This window comes from Negativicoccus succinicivorans, from assembly GCF_018372215.1.
Taxonomy (GTDB): Bacteria; Bacillota; Negativicutes; order Veillonellales; family Negativicoccaceae; genus Negativicoccus.
Genome location: NZ_JAHAJN010000003.1, coordinates 25,596 through 41,776, shown reverse-complemented (window position 1 = coordinate 41,776; position 16,181 = coordinate 25,596). Strand labels below are relative to the sequence as shown.

General features: G+C 53.9%; 18 protein-coding genes. 15 read left to right on the top strand and 3 right to left on the bottom strand.

All coding sequences use genetic code 11. The features are described 5' to 3' along the window. Positions 1–260 precede the first annotated feature (260 nt). Positions 261–491: a hypothetical protein gene (locus KIB08_RS02510; RefSeq protein WP_303989182.1), complete on the top strand. Its 231-nt coding sequence runs from the start codon at positions 261–263 to the stop codon at positions 489–491. 504 nt (positions 492–995) lie between these two features. Then, positions 996–1,763: an SDR family oxidoreductase gene (locus KIB08_RS02505; protein WP_303989179.1), complete on the top strand. Its 768-nt coding sequence runs from the start codon at positions 996–998 to the stop codon at positions 1,761–1,763. Between the two features lie 42 nt (positions 1,764–1,805). Here the strand turns inward: KIB08_RS02505 and KIB08_RS02500 are convergent, their stop codons facing one another. Beyond that, entirely contained in the window at positions 1,806–3,401 is a 1,596-nt protein-coding gene (locus tag KIB08_RS02500) for a Ppx/GppA phosphatase family protein (protein ID WP_303989176.1), read from the bottom strand. A 176-nt stretch (positions 3,402–3,577) separates the two neighbouring features. On the opposite strand from KIB08_RS02500, the gene KIB08_RS02495 reads away from it, so the two are divergent. The 6 genes from KIB08_RS02495 (at position 3,578) to pyrR (ending at position 10,643) form a co-directional block, all read left to right on the top strand. Then, positions 3,578–5,131 carry a Ppx/GppA phosphatase family protein gene (locus KIB08_RS02495; RefSeq protein ID WP_303989173.1) on the top strand — a complete coding sequence of 518 codons (1,554 nt, stop codon included), beginning with the start codon at positions 3,578–3,580 and terminating at the stop codon, positions 5,129–5,131. After that, positions 5,128–7,278 carry a polyphosphate kinase 1 gene (ppk1, locus tag KIB08_RS02490; protein WP_303989170.1) on the top strand — a complete coding sequence of 717 codons (2,151 nt, stop codon included), beginning with the start codon at positions 5,128–5,130 and terminating at the stop codon, positions 7,276–7,278. Before KIB08_RS02495 ends, ppk1 begins: the two co-directional genes overlap by 4 nt. A 387-nt stretch (positions 7,279–7,665) precedes the next feature. Beyond that, positions 7,666–8,643: a 3D domain-containing protein gene (locus tag KIB08_RS02485; protein ID WP_303989167.1), complete on the top strand. Its 978-nt coding sequence runs from the start codon at positions 7,666–7,668 to the stop codon at positions 8,641–8,643. Positions 8,644–8,767: 124 nt separating this feature from the next. Continuing rightward, positions 8,768–9,202: a signal peptidase II gene (gene lspA, locus KIB08_RS02480; RefSeq protein ID WP_303989164.1), complete on the top strand. Its 435-nt coding sequence runs from the start codon at positions 8,768–8,770 to the stop codon at positions 9,200–9,202. Beyond that, positions 9,202–10,110: an RluA family pseudouridine synthase gene (locus KIB08_RS02475; RefSeq protein ID WP_303989425.1), complete on the top strand. Its 909-nt coding sequence runs from the start codon at positions 9,202–9,204 to the stop codon at positions 10,108–10,110. Before lspA ends, KIB08_RS02475 begins: the two co-directional genes overlap by 1 nt. Next, positions 10,110–10,643 carry a bifunctional pyr operon transcriptional regulator/uracil phosphoribosyltransferase PyrR gene (pyrR, locus tag KIB08_RS02470; RefSeq protein ID WP_303989162.1) on the top strand — a complete coding sequence of 178 codons (534 nt, stop codon included), beginning with the start codon at positions 10,110–10,112 and terminating at the stop codon, positions 10,641–10,643. The genes KIB08_RS02475 and pyrR overlap by 1 nt, the downstream gene beginning before the upstream one ends. A 44-nt stretch (positions 10,644–10,687) precedes the next feature. Here the strand turns inward: pyrR and KIB08_RS02465 are convergent, their stop codons facing one another. Next, positions 10,688–11,806, bottom strand: coding sequence for an SLC13 family permease (locus KIB08_RS02465; RefSeq protein ID WP_303989159.1), 1,119 nt, complete (start codon positions 11,804–11,806; stop codon positions 10,688–10,690). Then, a complete protein-coding gene (locus KIB08_RS02460) occupies positions 11,803–12,999 on the bottom strand; it encodes a nucleotidyltransferase family protein (RefSeq protein WP_303989156.1) in 1,197 nt (398 codons plus the stop codon). The genes KIB08_RS02465 and KIB08_RS02460 overlap by 4 nt, the downstream gene beginning before the upstream one ends. A gap of 386 nt (positions 13,000–13,385) precedes the next feature. Here KIB08_RS02460 and infC point away from each other — a divergent pair, with 386 nt between their 5' ends. The 7 genes from infC (at position 13,386) to rplK (ending at position 16,176) form a co-directional block, all read left to right on the top strand. Then, positions 13,386–13,886 (top strand): translation initiation factor IF-3, encoded by a 501-nt coding sequence (gene infC, locus KIB08_RS02455; protein WP_075939452.1) that lies wholly within the window; start codon positions 13,386–13,388, stop codon positions 13,884–13,886. Between the two features lie 11 nt (positions 13,887–13,897). Next, positions 13,898–14,095 (top strand): 50S ribosomal protein L35, encoded by a 198-nt coding sequence (rpmI, locus tag KIB08_RS02450; RefSeq protein ID WP_303989152.1) that lies wholly within the window; start codon positions 13,898–13,900, stop codon positions 14,093–14,095. An 18-nt stretch (positions 14,096–14,113) separates the two neighbouring features. Beyond that, positions 14,114–14,464 carry a 50S ribosomal protein L20 gene (gene rplT, locus KIB08_RS02445; RefSeq protein WP_303989149.1) on the top strand — a complete coding sequence of 117 codons (351 nt, stop codon included), beginning with the start codon at positions 14,114–14,116 and terminating at the stop codon, positions 14,462–14,464. Between the two features lie 240 nt (positions 14,465–14,704). Then, positions 14,705–14,854, top strand: a complete 150-nt coding sequence (rpmG, locus tag KIB08_RS02440; RefSeq protein ID WP_024048583.1) for a 50S ribosomal protein L33 — start codon at positions 14,705–14,707, stop codon at positions 14,852–14,854. A gap of 36 nt (positions 14,855–14,890) precedes the next feature. Continuing rightward, positions 14,891–15,118 carry a preprotein translocase subunit SecE gene (secE, locus tag KIB08_RS02435; protein WP_075939455.1) on the top strand — a complete coding sequence of 76 codons (228 nt, stop codon included), beginning with the start codon at positions 14,891–14,893 and terminating at the stop codon, positions 15,116–15,118. A gap of 9 nt (positions 15,119–15,127) precedes the next feature. Continuing rightward, positions 15,128–15,679 carry a transcription termination/antitermination protein NusG gene (gene nusG / locus KIB08_RS02430; protein WP_303989140.1) on the top strand — a complete coding sequence of 184 codons (552 nt, stop codon included), beginning with the start codon at positions 15,128–15,130 and terminating at the stop codon, positions 15,677–15,679. Positions 15,680–15,750: 71 nt separating this feature from the next. After that, positions 15,751–16,176: a 50S ribosomal protein L11 gene (gene rplK, locus KIB08_RS02425; protein ID WP_303989138.1), complete on the top strand. Its 426-nt coding sequence runs from the start codon at positions 15,751–15,753 to the stop codon at positions 16,174–16,176. The last annotated feature ends 5 nt before the right edge of the window (positions 16,177–16,181 follow it).

Sequence of the window (16,181 nt, the reverse complement as noted above, 5' to 3'; positions counted from 1 at the left end):
TAGAGAGGTTTTAACTTAAATGATACTAGGGAAAAACCGTTTCAACGACGGTTGGCGGGAGCGCGTAATGCGAAGCATCATGCTTGCGATATGAGCGTCTTGAAAAAGCATTAAAAAAGGTATAATTTAATATATAAAGAGCGCGCGAACGGCTGAATCAATCGGGCGACGGGAGAAGTTGTTGGCAAAACATAGAATGAAATAAAGACCGCTAAAGTATACGACTTGACGATGAAATATAGAAACGAGGAGGTGCCGGAGTGATTAGCTATGAAGAGTACAGAGCAATAGTTGTAAAGCGATTCAGATATTATTGGGAGGACTTGAGCGATGAAGAGGTGGAAGCGTACTTCGAGCGAGAGGGAAACGAAATCACGAAAGATCGTTATGAGGAAGATGTGGAGAAATTAAAAGAGGGAAGAATCACTGAGCGCATACTGGAAAATGGTTGCCCCGCATCGGTGTCGTATTGTTTATCCTTAATGTATTAAAAGCCGCTAAAGCGAGCCGAGGAGGTGCCGGAGTGTAAGTTATGAAGAATACAGAACAATAGTTGTAGACAAATTTAGATATTATTGGGAGAACTTGAGCGATGAAGAGGTGGAAGCATACTTCGAGCGCGAGGGAAACGAAGTTACAAGAGATGGCTATGAAGAAGACGTGAAGCTCCTAAAAAAGGGAAAATAAATGAGTACATACTGGAAAACGATTGCACGTCATCGGTGGCGTATTGTTTATCTCTGATGTATTAAAAGCCGCTAAAGCGAAACGCTGAGGCGGTTTTTTGTTGCGCGAAAGGAGAGAGCGTGCAAAGAATCGTAAAGACGGTACCCGTCGAGCGCGGAAACTGTATGCAACGGGCGGTGAAATGCCTACCGCGCTGACTACGTTTGGCCATGACGTAAAGACGGAATCCGACCGGCAACGGATTGAATCCATGTGGATAAGGGAAATATGGTAGTATAAATACAGAACACAGTACTCGGAGGTGCGAGATGAAAAATTATTTTGACCTAAGCGGTAAAATTGCGCTCGTTACGGGCGGTTCATCCGGCCTTGGCATTCAATTGGCTAAGGCACTGGCTCGCCAAGGGGCGACGGTGGTGGTCGCCGCGCGGCGGAAAGAAAAACTGCAGGAGACGGTGCGGGCGCTGAAAGAACTCGGCGCGGAAGCGTCCTATGTGGTGATGGACGTCATGTCGCCGGAAAGCATCGAGCAGGCGGTGGCAGAGGTTGTCGCACAATATCAGCGCATCGATATTTTGGTGAATAACGCAGGCGTCGGAGCGAGTGTGCCGGCGGCGGAGCAGTCGACGGAGGATTGGCGCAAAGTGCTCGGCACGAATCTGGACGGCGTATACTATGTGGCGCGCGCGGTGGGCAAACAGATGTTGAAGCAGGAATACGGTAAAATTATCAACCTCGGCTCAATCCATTCGGAAGTAGCGATGAAACCCGCTTATCTTTCCGCATACAGCGCGGCCAAAGGCGGCGTGAAAATGCTGACCAAAGCGTTGGCGGTGGAATGGGCGAAACACGGTATCACGGTCAATGCGATCGGACCGGGTTATTTTGACACGCATATGACGGAAAAAGCATTTCAAACGCAAGCGTTTCAAGATGTTCTCGCGACGTATTCGCCGATGGGACGCGGCGGTCGACCGGGTGAACTGGACGGCGCGGTGATTTATTTCGCCTCCGATGCTTCGAGCTTCACTACCGGCCAGCTGCTTTGCATTGACGGCGGTTGGACGGCGATCTAAATAAAAAAGAGACCGTACGGTCTCTTTTTTTATTGCTTTGATTTACGCGGATGTATCGTATGGCTCCGGCGTTTTGTCGGCGTTATCCCATTCGACGCTGAGGGTAAAGGGATACTCTTCATTGCATTCTTTAATATGGGGCGCGATGTTCGCGTTGATCAGCGGAATATCGCTGACAGAGCGGGCGGTAAGATGCAGCACCGCGTGCGTTTCGTCCGGCTGCGAGACGGCGAGCGATGTGACGCTTTCATCGTAGGTCGCGTCAAAGGCTTTGACGATCGCGAGCAGGGTGGAAAGTTGCTTGACGACGGTCAGATCCTCTTCGGTCAGCAGTTTCGCGAACTGGGCGAAGCGGCGCAATTTATTGGAGATGCCGTCTTGAAACGCGGCGATGAGCGCGCAAGTCGCCTGCTCGCGATGCGTGAGTCCGTACACCGGCGAGTTCGCGATGATGTAAGCGCTGTGCTGCGCGTGGCTGTAGTAGTTGATCATCATGCCGACATCGTGTAAACGGCAGGTCGTTTCCAGCCATTCCCGATAGCGGGCGGGGAAAGCGTGCAGGGGTTGCAGGCCGTCATACAGTTTCAATGCCATTTTCGTGATGTACTGCATTTGCTCTTCGTTCCCGAGCGGGAGCGTATTGCGGAAGTTTTCCACGCTTTGCCGCAGCAGGCTTTCGGGAAAGTGCTGCCCCTGGCGACGCGTCATGGCGTAATAGTTGAAGAACAATCCTTCGCGCAAGCCGTTGCCGCTGATAATGAGTTGTTCTGCGCCCGTGAATTGCAGTAAGGTTTGAATCAAAAACGCGCCGGCGGTGATGATGTCCGCGCGATCGCGGCCGAGCCCCGAGATCTGCGTGCGTTCTTTGAAGTTGCGGCTCGCGAGCATTTCCGTCATGTCGTAAATGGCGTCCGGCGCCATCGTATAGTGGTGAAGTTTGGGAATGGGATAGGAGATCAGACGTTGATGGATTTTTGCCAAATTACGCACCGTGCCGCCAATACCGATCAGAGGCAGTTTCGTATTTTCGATGCCGGGCAGACGGCGCAATATTTTCTTAATATAGCTGCCCATCGCTTTGAGCGTTTTGGCGCTGACTTCGTCCTGCGTGCCGAATTTTTCCGTCAGCGTGAGCGAACCGAGCGGCAGGCTCATCGTCTCTTTTAAGCGTCGATTGCGCACCAAGGATACTTCGGTGCTGGCGCCGCCCAGGTCAAAGAGCACGAAATCTTCGTATGGCAATGTGTTGATGACGCCTAAATAGCCGAGACGCGCTTCTTCGCGACCGTTGATGATCGTGAGCGGAATATCGGTTTTGGATTCGATTTCATCGCGAAATAAAATGCCGTTATCCGCGCTGCGCATGGCCGCGGTGGCAACGGCCAACATCTTCTCGACGCCGAGCAGTTCGGCGGTATGCGAAAAGTTTTGCATCGCGGCAAGGGTTCTTGCCATGGCCGCTTCGGTGAGACGGCCCGCGGCCTGCATTCCTTCACTCAAGCGGACCAGCTGCTTATCCTGATAGACAAGCCGGTACGCGTCATTCGGCTCGATCGCCATCACAACCATGCGCGCGGAGTTCGAACCCAGGTCGATCAGGCCGACCTGCTCGGCGCGGTAATCTTCATCCCATAACAAAATACTCAGTCCCTTCCCGTTCTCTTGCTTTTATTGTAGCGAATTTTAAAGGCGCATGCAAAAGAAAACAGCGCCGTTTTATTATGTAAAAACTTCGTTAAGGCAAGGAGGCGTGCCCGCTTTTCCCGGCGAAATGGGCTATAATAAAAGTACCACAGAAAAGAGAGGAATAGGGCATGATCGGCAAACAAAAACGAATGTACGGCGTCGTTCATATCGGCTCGGTAGGGCTGTCACTTTTGATCGTCGATTACGGCGGTCCGGACGACGTCACGATCGTACAGGAAGCGAGACGCGCGGCGGGCTTCGGGGAAGAAGTTTTCACGCAAGGCGAGTTGTCCTTCACTTCGATCCGGCAAATGGTTCGGATGATTAACGGTTTTCGACGGATTCTGGCGGATTACGAAGTCGAAGAAGTCGTGGTATATGCGACGGCGGTTTTACGGGAAGCGAAAAACAGCCGCATGATTTTGGATTTGATCCGCGTGCATACGGGACTTTCCGTCGAAATTCTCGATATGCCGCAGGAAATTTTTTATAAGCATTACGCGTTGCATTATGCATTGACGCATAATGCCGATGCCGCCGCGGGGACGACACTGTATGTGGATATTACCTCCAGCGCGGTGGGACTGACGATCTGGCAAAAAGACACCTTGAAATACCAGCAGAACGTTCATATCGGCACGTTGCGCGTGTTGGAATCGTTCCGCCGCGCGCAGCGGGACAGTTATGATTTCCCGAAAGTGTTAAATGAATTTCTCGAGCGCATTTTGGAACCGATTTGGCCGATGCTGGGGCAATACGAGATCGATAATGTCGTTTTGTCCGGCCGTGAATCGCGACTGGTCGCTCGGATGATGGGCTTTACTACGCAGCAAGCGATGCGCATCGTTTCGCCGGAACGTTTTTTCCGCGTGTTTCAGAGCGCAAAGACTCGTACGGCGACGACTCTCGAGCACGCGTACGGTTTCACCGCCGATGAAGCGGAAAAATTATTGCCGACGCTGCACCTTTACGCGCAGATCTTTACGCATGTGCAGCCGCAACGTTTGTTGATGATGTCGACGACGTTTCTTTACGGCGCGATGCTTTACTACGGCGCGCGCACGACCGACGAGCCGGCGCTTACCTTTTTGCGCGAGCAGCATCTCGAGCTCGCCAAGACGATGGCGGCGCGCTACGGCGGCAACATCATGCATTTGGAAACGGTCGCGGAGTATGTCGTCATTTTGATGCGAGCGCTGCGTCCGGTGCACGGCTTGGATGAACGGGATACGTACCTCTTGCGAATGGCGGTATTCCTGCATCAGATCGGGCGCTTTGTGAACTTGCGCCAAAACAGCGTGCATACGTACCACATCATCATGGGCACGGACTTATTCGGTCTGACGGATTTGGAAAAAGAACTGGTCGCGGTCGTTGCGTACTACAATTACAAAGGCCGTCCGAGCGATGAAGATGAACCGTTCCGGCGCTTGCCCGAAGGGGTCAAGATGGTGATTTTGAAACTCGTCGCCGTACTGCGGCTGGCGGACGCGCTGGATAAGGGCGAACAGCGTAAGCTCTATAACGTCGAAGCCTTTTTGCGCCGCGGTAGTTTGGTGATTTATTATGATGCGAAAGCCAATACGAACACCCTTTTGGAAGAATGGACATTTGCCGAAGAAACCAAATTATTTACGGATGTTTTCGGGCTGGATGCGACACTGGAAAGGAGACCGCAATGACTGATTCTGCACGGACACAAGAGACGCCCGAGTTGGACCACCGTTATTTTTTGAATCGGGAACTGAGCTGGTTAAGTTTCAATGAACGCGTTTTGGAAGAGGCGGTGGATCCGAACAATCCACTGCTCGAAAAATTGAAATTCATCGCGATCACGGGTTCCAATTTGGATGAATTCTTCATGATTCGCGTGGCGGGACTCATGCATCAGCGAGCCGGCGGCATTGATCGGCGCGACAACGCCAATATGACGCCCGCGGAACAGCTGACGGCGATTTCGCGCAAGTGCAAACAGCATGTGGCGCGTCAGTATCGGTATTTGCATGATGTGCTGGCGGGGCTCTATGAAGAGGGATTGCGCCTGTACACGCCGGAGGAGCTGACTCCCGACCAGTCCTACTGGCTGAATGAATATTTTGACCGCACGATTTATCCGGTGGTCACGCCGCTGGCCGTTGACGCGAGTCATCCATTCCCGTTTTTGATGAGTCGCAGTCTGAATTTGGCGGTCATGCTGCATCCGAACGGCAGTCCGGACGATGTCCGCACAGCGATTTTGCCGGTGCCGAGCGTCTTGCCCCGACTGATTGAAATTCCGGGCGAATACCAAACGGCGAGCGGGCGTGAATTCGTCTGGCTGGAGGACGTGCTGCGCAAACGCGCGGACGCGTTTTTCCAGGGACATACCATTATGGATGCCCGCGTTTTCCGCATCACGCGCGATGCCGACCTCGATATCGACGAGGAAGGCGCGGAAGACCTTCTCGATGAAGTGGAAAAATCGTTAAAACGCCGCCGTCGCGGCGCCGCCGTACGGATGGAATTTGAAGCGGGTAAAGCGACGCCGTTGCGCGAATTTTTGCGCGATGAGTTGTCGCTTACGGAAGAAGATATTTATGATATCAACGGCAAGCTTGATGTCACGCAGTTCTTTTCGCTGGCCGGCATCGCCGGGTTCGACCACCTGCGCTACGTGCCGGTGCGCCCGCGCCGCTCGTACTCGGTGCTCACGACCAAAGGCGAAGATCTGTTCGCTAAAATTCGCAATCATGATCTTTTTATTCACGTGCCGTACGAGTCCTTTGCGACCGTGGAGCAGTTTGTCAGCGACGCGGCGAAAGATCCGCACGTGCTCGCGATTAAGCAGACGCTGTATCGCGTAAGTTCGGACTCCAAAATCGTGCATGCTCTGGCGACGGCCGCCGAAAACGGCAAGCAGGTGACGGTGCTGATGGAAGTCAAAGCGCGCTTTGATGAAGAAAATAATATTTTGATGGGGCGTCGCCTGGAGCAGGCCGGCGCGCATGTTATTTACGGCTTGAAAGGCGTGAAAACGCACTCGAAATGCACGCTCGTCATTCGTCGCGAACCGGACGGGATTCGTCGTTACGTGCATGTCGGAACGGGCAACTATAACGGTAAAACCGCGAAACTGTATACCGACTGCGGCATTTTTACGGCGAGCGACCTTTTTGGCATCGATGCCGGCAATTTCTTCAACCTCCTGTCCGGCTATTCCGATCCGCCGCAATGGCATAAATTTATCGTGGCGCCGATGGATTTACGCCGGCGTTCCCTCGAGCTCATTGAGCGCGAGATCGCGTTTGCCAAAAAAGGCGAACCGGCGCGGATGATCGTGAAGATGAATTCGCTTTTGGATCGTGAAATCATTTTGAAATTGTATGAAGCCTCTCGGGCCGGCGTGCAGATCGATTGCATCGTGCGCGGTATTTGCGTATTGAAGCCGGGCATCAAAGGGGTCAGTGAAAATATTCGCGTGCGAAGCTTGGTCGGACGCTTCCTTGAACACAGCCGCGTCTTTTGGTTTGCCAACGGCGGTCGACCGGAAGTCTATATCAGCTCCGCTGACTGGATGCCGCGTAACCTGAATGACCGTGTGGAACTGATGGTGCCGATCGAATCGGAAACGCATCGCCGTCGTTTGCGCGAGCTCTTGCAAATTCAGCTGGACGATAACCAGAAAGCGCATGTGATGCAGCCGGACGGAAGCTACGTCAAAACGATCGCCGCGGAGAATCCGATCGCGGCGCAAGAGAAGTTCCAGCAACTTGCCGAAGAGCGGGATGTTCCGGAAAATCTCACGTTGCGTCAGCGACTGGAACCTTTTTACGCCGACGAACTCCAATAAACGGAAACGCCGCGAAAAAGGTTTGCCGCGTCGTACTGAAATGCGGTAAAGTGGCGAAAAACATTGTAAAAAATGTCTTTACAGATGGCGTATTCCCAAAAAATCCGGAAAAATTACCGACAAAATGTTATTGTAACTAAATTCTAATAATGGCCCGTGCGTTTCCCTCGTTGACAATCCGTCTCGGTGTCCTTTTCGAAAGGACAACTGTGGAGTCCTTGCGGTGAGGGAATCACGGGCTCTGTTTTTGTCGATTTCTATTTATGGAAATATTTGTTTTAAAATTAGAAAAAAGTCCATTTGATCCCTAATTTGCCGTATTGTAAACCTAAAAGTTTTGACAGAACTGTCCACGCATGGTAGAATTCCCGTGTTGGAGGTTACTGTATGAGGACAAATTGGAAAAAATGGGGGACCCATCCGGTCCTTTTGTTCTGCGTTTTCGTCATCATGGTCGTGTCGATGGTCGGCTTTTCTATGCAGCCGCGGACGCTCACCGTTATGGTTGACGGCAGACAGCAGACCGTTCGCACAGCAGCGCAATCCACAGCAGGCATTATGTATGATGCGCATATCGTGTTAAATGAATATGACAAAGTGGATCTGAATACGGAAAAGCTCGTTGACGGCTCCGTATTGACCGTGCGTCGTGCCGTTCCGATCAGCATTCGGGAAGGCGCGGAAGTAAAAGCGACGATGTCGGCGGGTAAGACCGCTGCGCAGGCGATCACGGAAGCGGGCTATGACCCGGCGGAATATGTGACGCTGATTCCGGCGGATACTCCGGTCAAAGCCGGTATGGAAATTCCGGTCGGTAAGTACACGACTTCGGAAATCACGGTCGATGAAGAAGTTCCTTTCAAGATTATTCGGGAACCCAATGACCGCATGTTCGCCGGCGCGGAAAAAGTGACGCAGGCGGGTGTGAACGGGAAACAAAAAACGAAGTACCGCGTGCTTACGGTAGACGGTCGTGAAGTCGGCCGCGTGCCGTTGGAGTCGCAACCGTTGCAACCGGCGGTGGATCAGGTGGTGCAAGTCGGCACGCGTGATGTCGTCAATACCAGCCGCGGTGATATCCGATTCACGAAAGTGATCAACATGGAAGCGACAGCGTATCATCCGATGGACGGCGACGGTCGCGGGATTACCGCGAGCGGCATGAAAGCTTGTTATGGCGTGGTAGCGGTCGACCCGAATGTGATTCCGATGGGCACGCGCGTGTTTGTTCCGGGGTACGGCGAAGCGATCGCTGCGGATACCGGCGGCGCGATTATCGGCAATCGGATTGACTTATGCATGGAAACGTACGACGAATGTTACCGATACGGACGTCGTAATGTAGAAGTTTACGTATTGGATTAAAAAACGCCCCGCGGGGCGTTTTTTTGTACGAAAAATAAAATGGCGATCGGCGGGCGCGGAAGGGACCGTGACGCGGATATGCTATAATAAGCTATTGAAATATAAATGAAGGAGTTATGCTCGGATGACTTTTTGGGTAGCGTTGGTTGTGATTATGCTCGACCAATTGACGAAATATTATGTGCGCGCGACGATGGAGCTCGGAGAAAGCATTCCCGTCATTCCGAACGTGTGGCATTGGACATATATAGAAAACCACGGCGCGGCCTTCGGCATTTTGGCGCATCAGCAATGGTTTTTTCTCTTGGTGGTGGCGATTTTATTCGCGCTTTTCTTTTGGTACAGAGAACGTATTCCGCGTGAACCGAAATATTTTTCGATCGCGGTCGGCCTGCTGCTGGGCGGCGCGCTCGGTAATGCCTGGGATCGGTTTTATCAGGGCGGCGTCACGGACTTTTTCGACTTGCGCGTGTGGCCGATTTTCAATGTGGCGGATATCGCGATTTGCGTCGCGGTGGCGTGCTTTTGCCTCTTCTTTTGGCGGCGAGGTAATGCGTGATGTATGAATGGGTAACGGATGCCGCGGCGGAAAAAACGCGCCTTGATGTATGGTTGGCGATGGTGCTCGATGTCTCGCGTTCGGCGGCGCAAAAATTATGCAAATCGGGCGCGGTGACCGTGGAAGGCGCGCCGGCCAAAGCGAATACCGTTTTGCGCGAGGGCATGTTCGTGACGGCGGAGTATACGCCGAAATTGGAAGCCTTGCCGGAGCCGCAAAATATTCCGCTGGATGTGCGTTACGAAGATGAAGATGTCGTAGTGATCAATAAAGCGCGTGGCATGGTGGTGCATCCGTCGCCGGGACACGCGGACGGAACACTTGTCAACGCGCTGCTCTTTTACACCAATGGGCATCTGGCGGAAATGAGCGATCCGATCCGACCGGGCATCGTGCATCGTTTGGATCGGGATACGTCCGGACTGTTGGTGGCGGCGAAAACGCCGCGCGGCCGCGACAGCCTGCAGGCGCAAATCCGCGCGCACTCGGCGGGACGGATTTACTATGCGCTGGTGCACGGCAATCCCTCGAACGAGCGCGGCATTATCAAATTGGCGCTCGGACGGGACGCGCGCGACCGGTTGCGTCAGGCGGTGCTGCCTGACGGACGCGACGCGACGACGCATTTTACGGTAGTCGAACGCATGCCGCATTACGCGCTGCTGCGTTTGGCGCTCGAAACGGGAAGGACGCATCAGATTCGCGTGCATTTATCCTATATCGGGTATCCGATCGTGCAGGATCCGCTCTACGGACGCAAACGCGATCGATTTCCGATCGAAGGACAGGCGTTGCACGCCGCCGAACTTTCATTTGACCGACCGGCGGACGGCGAACGGATCACCGTGACCGCGCCGTGGCCGGACGATTTTGCCGCGTGCCTGACGAAGGCCCGGGAGGAAGCGTAATGTGGAAAAATAAAACTTTACTGCTCGATGCCGAAACGATACGGCGCGTCGTGCGGCGCATCGGACATGAATGCTTGGAACGCAACCGCGGCTTGGAAGACGCCGTGTTTATCGGTATCGAAACGCGCGGGGAGCCGCTCGCCGAACGTCTGGCGCGTCAAGTGGAAGCCATCGAAGGGGTGAAGGTCGCGGTCTACGCGTTGGACGTGACAGCCTTTCGCGATGATGAAAAAGCCGCGCCGGCGCAAAGCAGCTTGCCGCCGATCGATGTGAACGGCAAACTCGTGCTGCTGGTGGACGACGTGCTTTATACGGGGCGAACGGTGCGCAGTGCGCTGAACGCCATCATGGCGATGGGACGTCCGCGCGCCATTCAGCTGGCGGTGTTGGTGGATCGCGGTCATCGGGAACTGCCCATTCGAGCGGATTATGTCGGTAAAAATGTGCCGACCGCCGAGCGCGAGGACGTAGCGGTCGAATTGTTGGAGATCGACGGCAATGATCGCGTCTGGTTGCGCGAAAAAACGGAATAAAAAAAGAACCGGGGACGGTTCTTTTTTGTGGCGCGAACAGCGACTTAACGATAGCCGAGCAACAGCGCGAGCAGCAGTCCCGGGAAGAAAAAGCGCGCGTTGCAACGGATGAAATTCGGCCAAAACGCGGGCGGATACGTTTCTTTTTCCCGTTTGTAGAGGCGGAAAACGATGAGGCTCGCGAGACTGGCGACAGGGCTTCCCCACGCGCCGAGATTCACGCCGAGCAAAAGAGAGCGCGGCGGCGCGCCGAACGGTTCGAGTAAAATCGCGGTCGGCACATCGCTGATGAATTGACTCAAGACGAGCGCGGTGGTAAACGGCAAGCGCGTCAGCAGCGGCACAATATAGGCGGCGAGCCAATCCATGCGGACGGCGTTGCCGGCGATGACAAAAAACGCGCACAGCGTGAGCAGCAGACCGTAATCCACGTGGCGATGCGTGTGAGGGTAGATGAGATAGGTCAAAATAAAGAGCACGCCCGCCGTAGGATACAGAGGCAACACATTGCCGATCGCGAGCAGGGCGACGAGCAACGCGCCGAGATAGAGCGCGATGTTGCGTTTGGATTGCGCCGACAACGGTTTGAATTCCTGAGTGACGATCGGAGTATGCGGCAAACGCGTGCTGACGCGTCGGTACATGAGAAACGCGGCGATCAGCGCGAACGGGCCGGTTGTTTTGAGAATTTCCAGTGCGGTCAGTTGGGTCGCGGAAAATAAAAACATATTTTGCGGATTGCCGATCGGCGTCAGCATGCTGCCGCGGTTGGCGGCGAGACCGACCAGCACCGCGACGAACGCGCCGTATTGCATCAATCCCGCGCCGCGCAAGGTATGCATTGCGAGCGGTAAAGTGATGAAGATCGCGACATCATTCGTGACGAAGGTCGCCATGGCGAAAGCGAAAAACAGCAGCGCGAGCACCACGTGATGCGCCTTGTCGCCGATCTGCAGCAGACGACGGGCGAGCCAACGAAAAAAATGGTTGCGGCGCAAACCGGCGATGATCATTATCAAGAGCCAGATGGATACCAGCGTGCGGCCGTTAAAGTACGAGAGGTAGGTTCTGTCGGGCGGCACGATCAGCATCGTCAGAAATGCGATGACGGATGCGATGATGAGCATTTTGTCGTGCGTAAAAGTGGTCCATAATTGTTTCATTGCGCCTCCTCATTCATCGTCACGGGGCGGCGATAAAAGCGCGCGCCGCCCGCGCGGTATTCCGGGTTGGCGCAGCAAAGCGCCGCCAAATCGGTGGCGCGCTCATCATACGCGAGCCGGTTGACGACTTGCGGCGGCAACGTTTTGCGCATTTTGCCGTAGCGGTCGAGAACGGGTAGCGTGACGTTTCGCAACAAGGCCGCTCCGCGCGCGGTAAAAGCGAGCGGATAGATCCAAGCCGGACCGGTTTTTGCGGCATCGTTTAAATCCTGTCGACGCATGCCGAGCAGTACCTGTACCAGCAAACGGGAAAGCCGCGTCTGCGGATAGCGTTTGGTTTTGACATCGGCCCAAAACTCCGCAAGCGTCGCCGCGCCGCGCGCCGCGTACCAGCGATCTTCCAAACCTTCGGAAAATTCCCCCAGGTTGGCGAGCGTCGCGGGCGTCAGCAGACGAAGCGCGTGCAGCGAGAGCAGTTCATACCGTTCGGGCTGCGGGAGTACGCCCGCTCGCAAGGCTTCCGTAAGATCGTCATAGGTATACGCGGGCAGCATATCGCGTGGCACAAGACCCTCGCGTAATTGCGCGCGCACGGCGCTTCCGGAAATCCCCGCGATACCCGCCGCATTGTCCGAGCGTTCGCGCAGTAAGGGCAGTAAACGGAGCGACGGCGCATAGCGCTCGATGGCGCGCAGGTAGCCGGCGGCTAAAATGTTATTCGGTGTGCGTAAAAGCGGCGCGATGTCAGGATCGGTGGCGGCGAACGCGGCTTCCATGGCGGCGGGATAACTTAATCCCCGCGCTAATGCCGTCTGTAACGCGGTCGGATTCGGACCGCCGGCCAGTTTTTTCAAGGCCGTGAGGTCGGGATTTTCCGCGCCGCACACCAAGGTTGTCACGCCGAGAGCGTGCAGCATTCGCACGCCGCCCGCCGCGAAATGTTCCGCGCTGCGCAGCGCGAATACCGCGGGCAGTTCCACCACCAAGTCCGCGCCGGCGCGCAGCGCCCAATGCGCTCGTGTCCACGGATCGGCTACGGCGGGCTCGCCGCGCTGTACGAATGAGCCCGTGAGCGCGATCACGAGCGGCGCCTCGCCGAATGCTTTACGCACGGCATTGATTTGGGCGACATGGCCCTGATGCAGCGGGTTGTATTCGGCGATAATGCCTACGACTTCGGTAGCGGATGACATGCGAACTCCTTCATGTAAAAAATAACAACGGTCCGGCGTTTTTTTCGGACGGATGAAACGATCGCGCGCCTTTAGGGCGGCGCGTTTCCTTGCGGTCAGTATACGACGGCGGCGAATGCTTGACAAGTTGCGGAGAATTTTCTATACTGAACGAACTGAAAAAGATACGCTCTTCCCCAAAGGGGGGTTGACAGAATCTTTTTTGTTTGGTATCATTAGTCAGTAATGATCAAGTAGAAGTCATCCGCTTCTCACCCTACACGACGCGAAGTTACTAGGGTTTCCGCAGATGGAACAGGACGGATGGCATCTTGCCGTCCGTTTTTTATTTTGCTTGATTAGGTTTCCAATGCATTTTCAGGAGGTGAAACCCCATTAGCAAAGAATTGCGTATCAACGAACAAATTCGTGCCCGCGAAGTACGGCTAGTCAGCGAGGATAACGAACAGCTGGGAGTCATGTCGCAGCGCGAGGCCTTGGCGATCGCCGAAGAGCACGGCTTGGATTTGGTCGAGGTCGCGCCGCAAGGCCGTCCGCCGGTTTGCCGTCTGATGAATTACGGCAAGTACCGTTACGAACAGCAGAAACGCGAAAAAGAAGCACGCAAGAAGCAAAAAGTCATCACGTTAAAGGAAGTCAAGCTGCGTCCGAATATCGAGGACCACGACTTCTATGTCAAGATGAAAAACGCGATTCGTTTCTTAGAAGACGAAAGCAAGGTCAAAGTCACGATCATGTTCCGCGGCCGTGAACTCAGTCACCCGGAATTGGGTGAACAACTCTTAGTCCGGTTCGCCGATGAACTCAAAGAGTTGGCCGATCAGGAACGCGGTCCGAAACTCGAAGGCCGCAACATGACGATGATGTTAGTACCGAAAAGTAAATAAGGAGGCTTATTATGCCGAAAATTAAAACCAAACGCTCCGCCGCTAAACGTTTCAAGAAAACGGGTACCGGCCAATTCAAACGTTCGAAAGCATACAAAAGTCATATCTTAGAGAAGAAGACGCCGAAACGCCTGCGTCAGTTGCGTAAAGCCGCAACGATCAGCAAAGCGGATCAAAAACGCGTGGAACGTATGTTGCCGAACGGCTAAGACAGGAGGAAATCATTCATGGCACGAGTAAAAAAAGGCGTGACTGCACGCCGTCGTCATAAAAAAATTTTAAAATTAGCGAAAGGCTATCGTGGTGCTCGCAATCGCCAGTTCAAAAAAGCGAACGAATCGGTTATGCACTCGCTGGCGTATGCGCGCCGCGACCGTCGCCAGAAAAAACGCGAATTCCGTCGTCTCTGGATCGCCCGTATTAATGCGGCGGCCCGCCTGAACGGCATGAATTACAACACTTTGATCGCCGGCTTGAACAAAGCGGGTGTCACGATCAACCGCAAGATGCTTTCCGACATGGCCATTCAAGATCCGGCCGCGTTCACCAAGCTGACCGAGCTTGCCAAAAACGCGTAAGCAAAAAGCCCTCGCTCGGAGGGCTTTCGATTTTTCCGTTGCGGCGCTCATGCGCCCGCTGAAAAAGCGTGGTTTGATCCCCTTGCGAAAGGCCGTCGTGGCAGCTTGCAACGGGGGCATCACCGTTTGACATGGTATATGAAATGTGGTAAAGTATATAAGCATGTATTGACGGTAAAATCCGATAATTATCACTCGACGCGAACCGTCGCAGTCAGTTGAAGTAAGTGAGGTGTCACAATGCGCGACGCGGTAACACTGGCTTGCACCGAATGCAAGCAACGCAACTACCAGACGAATAAAAACAAAAAACACACGACGGAACGTCTGGAACTCAACAAGTATTGCAAATTCTGTAAAAAACAAACGTTGCATCGCGAAACCAAATAAGGTTTCGCAAGCAACTCTCGAGGAGCGGAGGAAACGATGGCAAGACAAAACACACAAGTACAGCAGCAAGGCGTAACGTCCTTTTTCCGCGGCGTACGACAGGAAATGAAAAAAGTGGTATGGCCGACGAAGAATGAATTGGTGCGTTACACGATTGTGGTTTTGATCACGGTTGCCTTCATTAGCCTGCTGATCATGGCAGTCGATTTCGTCTTCACGGGATTCTATAAATTGTTCGCCGGTGTTCTTGCCGGAGCGATGTAAGGAGGCAGTATGGCGTCCGACATCAAGTGGTATGTGATTCATACCTATTCCGGATATGAAAACAAGGTCAAAACGAACTTGGAATTAAAAGTTCAATCCTTGGGCATGACGGATACGATTCGTCAGATCCTGGTACCGATGCAGGAAGAAGTCGATATCAAGGACGGCAATAAAAAAATTGTCCAGCGCAAAGTCTTTCCGGGCTATGTGCTGGTGGAAATGGAAGTCAATGACCGCAGCTGGTATGTCGTGCGCAACACGCCCGGAGTCACGGGTTTTGTCGGCACGGCGACCAAGCCGATTCCGCTGAGCGACGAAGAAGTCGCCCGCGTTTTACACGGTCAGGAAGAGCAAGCGGCGCCGGTAGCGAAGTTGACCGTCAAGGTCGGCGATAAAATTCGCATTACCCAGGGCGCTTTTACGGATCAGATGGCGAACGTCACGGAAGTGCTTCCGGACAAAGGCCGGATCCGCGTGCTGCTGAACATGTTCGGCGGCGCTACCCCGGTAGAGTTGGATGCGACCCAATTTGAGGCCGCGCCTGATATACACTCTAAATGACGCGCGCAAGCGCGGGTGGGAGAGCTTTGGCTCGTTGGCACCACATCTTACGCAATAAGGAGGTGTAAGACATGGCAAAGAAAGTATCGAAATTCGTCAAACTGCAGGTCGAAGCAGGTAAGGCTACTCCGGCACCGCCGGTAGGTCCGGCCCTCGGTCAGGCAGGTGTGAACATTATGGCGTTCGTACAGGAATTTAACGCCCGTACCGCCAAACAGCAAGGTCTGATTATTCCGGTAGAAATTACCGTATACGAAGACCGTTCGTTCACGTTCATCACCAAAACGCCGCCGGCCGCTGTTTTATTGAAAAAAGCAGCCGGTTTGGAAAAAGCGTCCGGTGAGCCGAATAAAAACAAAGTCGGCAAAGTAACGAAACAGCAAGTTCGCGAAATCGCGGAAATGAAAATGCCCGACCTCAACGCCAACGACGTGGAAGCGGCGATGATGATGGTCGAAGGCACAGCCCGCAGCATGGGTATTACGGTAGAAGAGTAAGCGGT

What these genes read in the sequence shown, in the direction of transcription:
- KIB08_RS02505 (WP_303989179.1), top strand. Translation starts at nt 996, where the DNA reads ATGAAAAATTATTTTGACCTAAGCGGTAAAATTGCGCTCGTTACGGGC.
- KIB08_RS02495 (WP_303989173.1), top strand. Translation starts at nt 3,578, where the DNA reads ATGATCGGCAAACAAAAACGAATGTACGGCGTCGTTCATATCGGCTCG.
- ppk1 (WP_303989170.1), top strand. Translation starts at nt 5,128, where the DNA reads ATGACTGATTCTGCACGGACACAAGAGACGCCCGAGTTGGACCACCGT.
- KIB08_RS02485 (WP_303989167.1), top strand. Translation starts at nt 7,666, where the DNA reads ATGAGGACAAATTGGAAAAAATGGGGGACCCATCCGGTCCTTTTGTTC.
- lspA (WP_303989164.1), top strand. Translation starts at nt 8,768, where the DNA reads ATGACTTTTTGGGTAGCGTTGGTTGTGATTATGCTCGACCAATTGACG.
- KIB08_RS02475 (WP_303989425.1), top strand. Translation starts at nt 9,202, where the DNA reads ATGTATGAATGGGTAACGGATGCCGCGGCGGAAAAAACGCGCCTTGAT.
- pyrR (WP_303989162.1), top strand. Translation starts at nt 10,110, where the DNA reads ATGTGGAAAAATAAAACTTTACTGCTCGATGCCGAAACGATACGGCGC.
- KIB08_RS02465 (WP_303989159.1), bottom strand. Translation starts at nt 11,806, where the DNA reads ATGAAACAATTATGGACCACTTTTACGCACGACAAAATGCTCATCATC.
- KIB08_RS02460 (WP_303989156.1), bottom strand. Translation starts at nt 12,999, where the DNA reads ATGTCATCCGCTACCGAAGTCGTAGGCATTATCGCCGAATACAACCCG.
- rpmI (WP_303989152.1), top strand. Translation starts at nt 13,898, where the DNA reads ATGCCGAAAATTAAAACCAAACGCTCCGCCGCTAAACGTTTCAAGAAA.
- rplT (WP_303989149.1), top strand. Translation starts at nt 14,114, where the DNA reads ATGGCACGAGTAAAAAAAGGCGTGACTGCACGCCGTCGTCATAAAAAA.
- rpmG (WP_024048583.1), top strand. Translation starts at nt 14,705, where the DNA reads ATGCGCGACGCGGTAACACTGGCTTGCACCGAATGCAAGCAACGCAAC.
- secE (WP_075939455.1), top strand. Translation starts at nt 14,891, where the DNA reads ATGGCAAGACAAAACACACAAGTACAGCAGCAAGGCGTAACGTCCTTT.
- nusG (WP_303989140.1), top strand. Translation starts at nt 15,128, where the DNA reads ATGGCGTCCGACATCAAGTGGTATGTGATTCATACCTATTCCGGATAT.
- rplK (WP_303989138.1), top strand. Translation starts at nt 15,751, where the DNA reads ATGGCAAAGAAAGTATCGAAATTCGTCAAACTGCAGGTCGAAGCAGGT.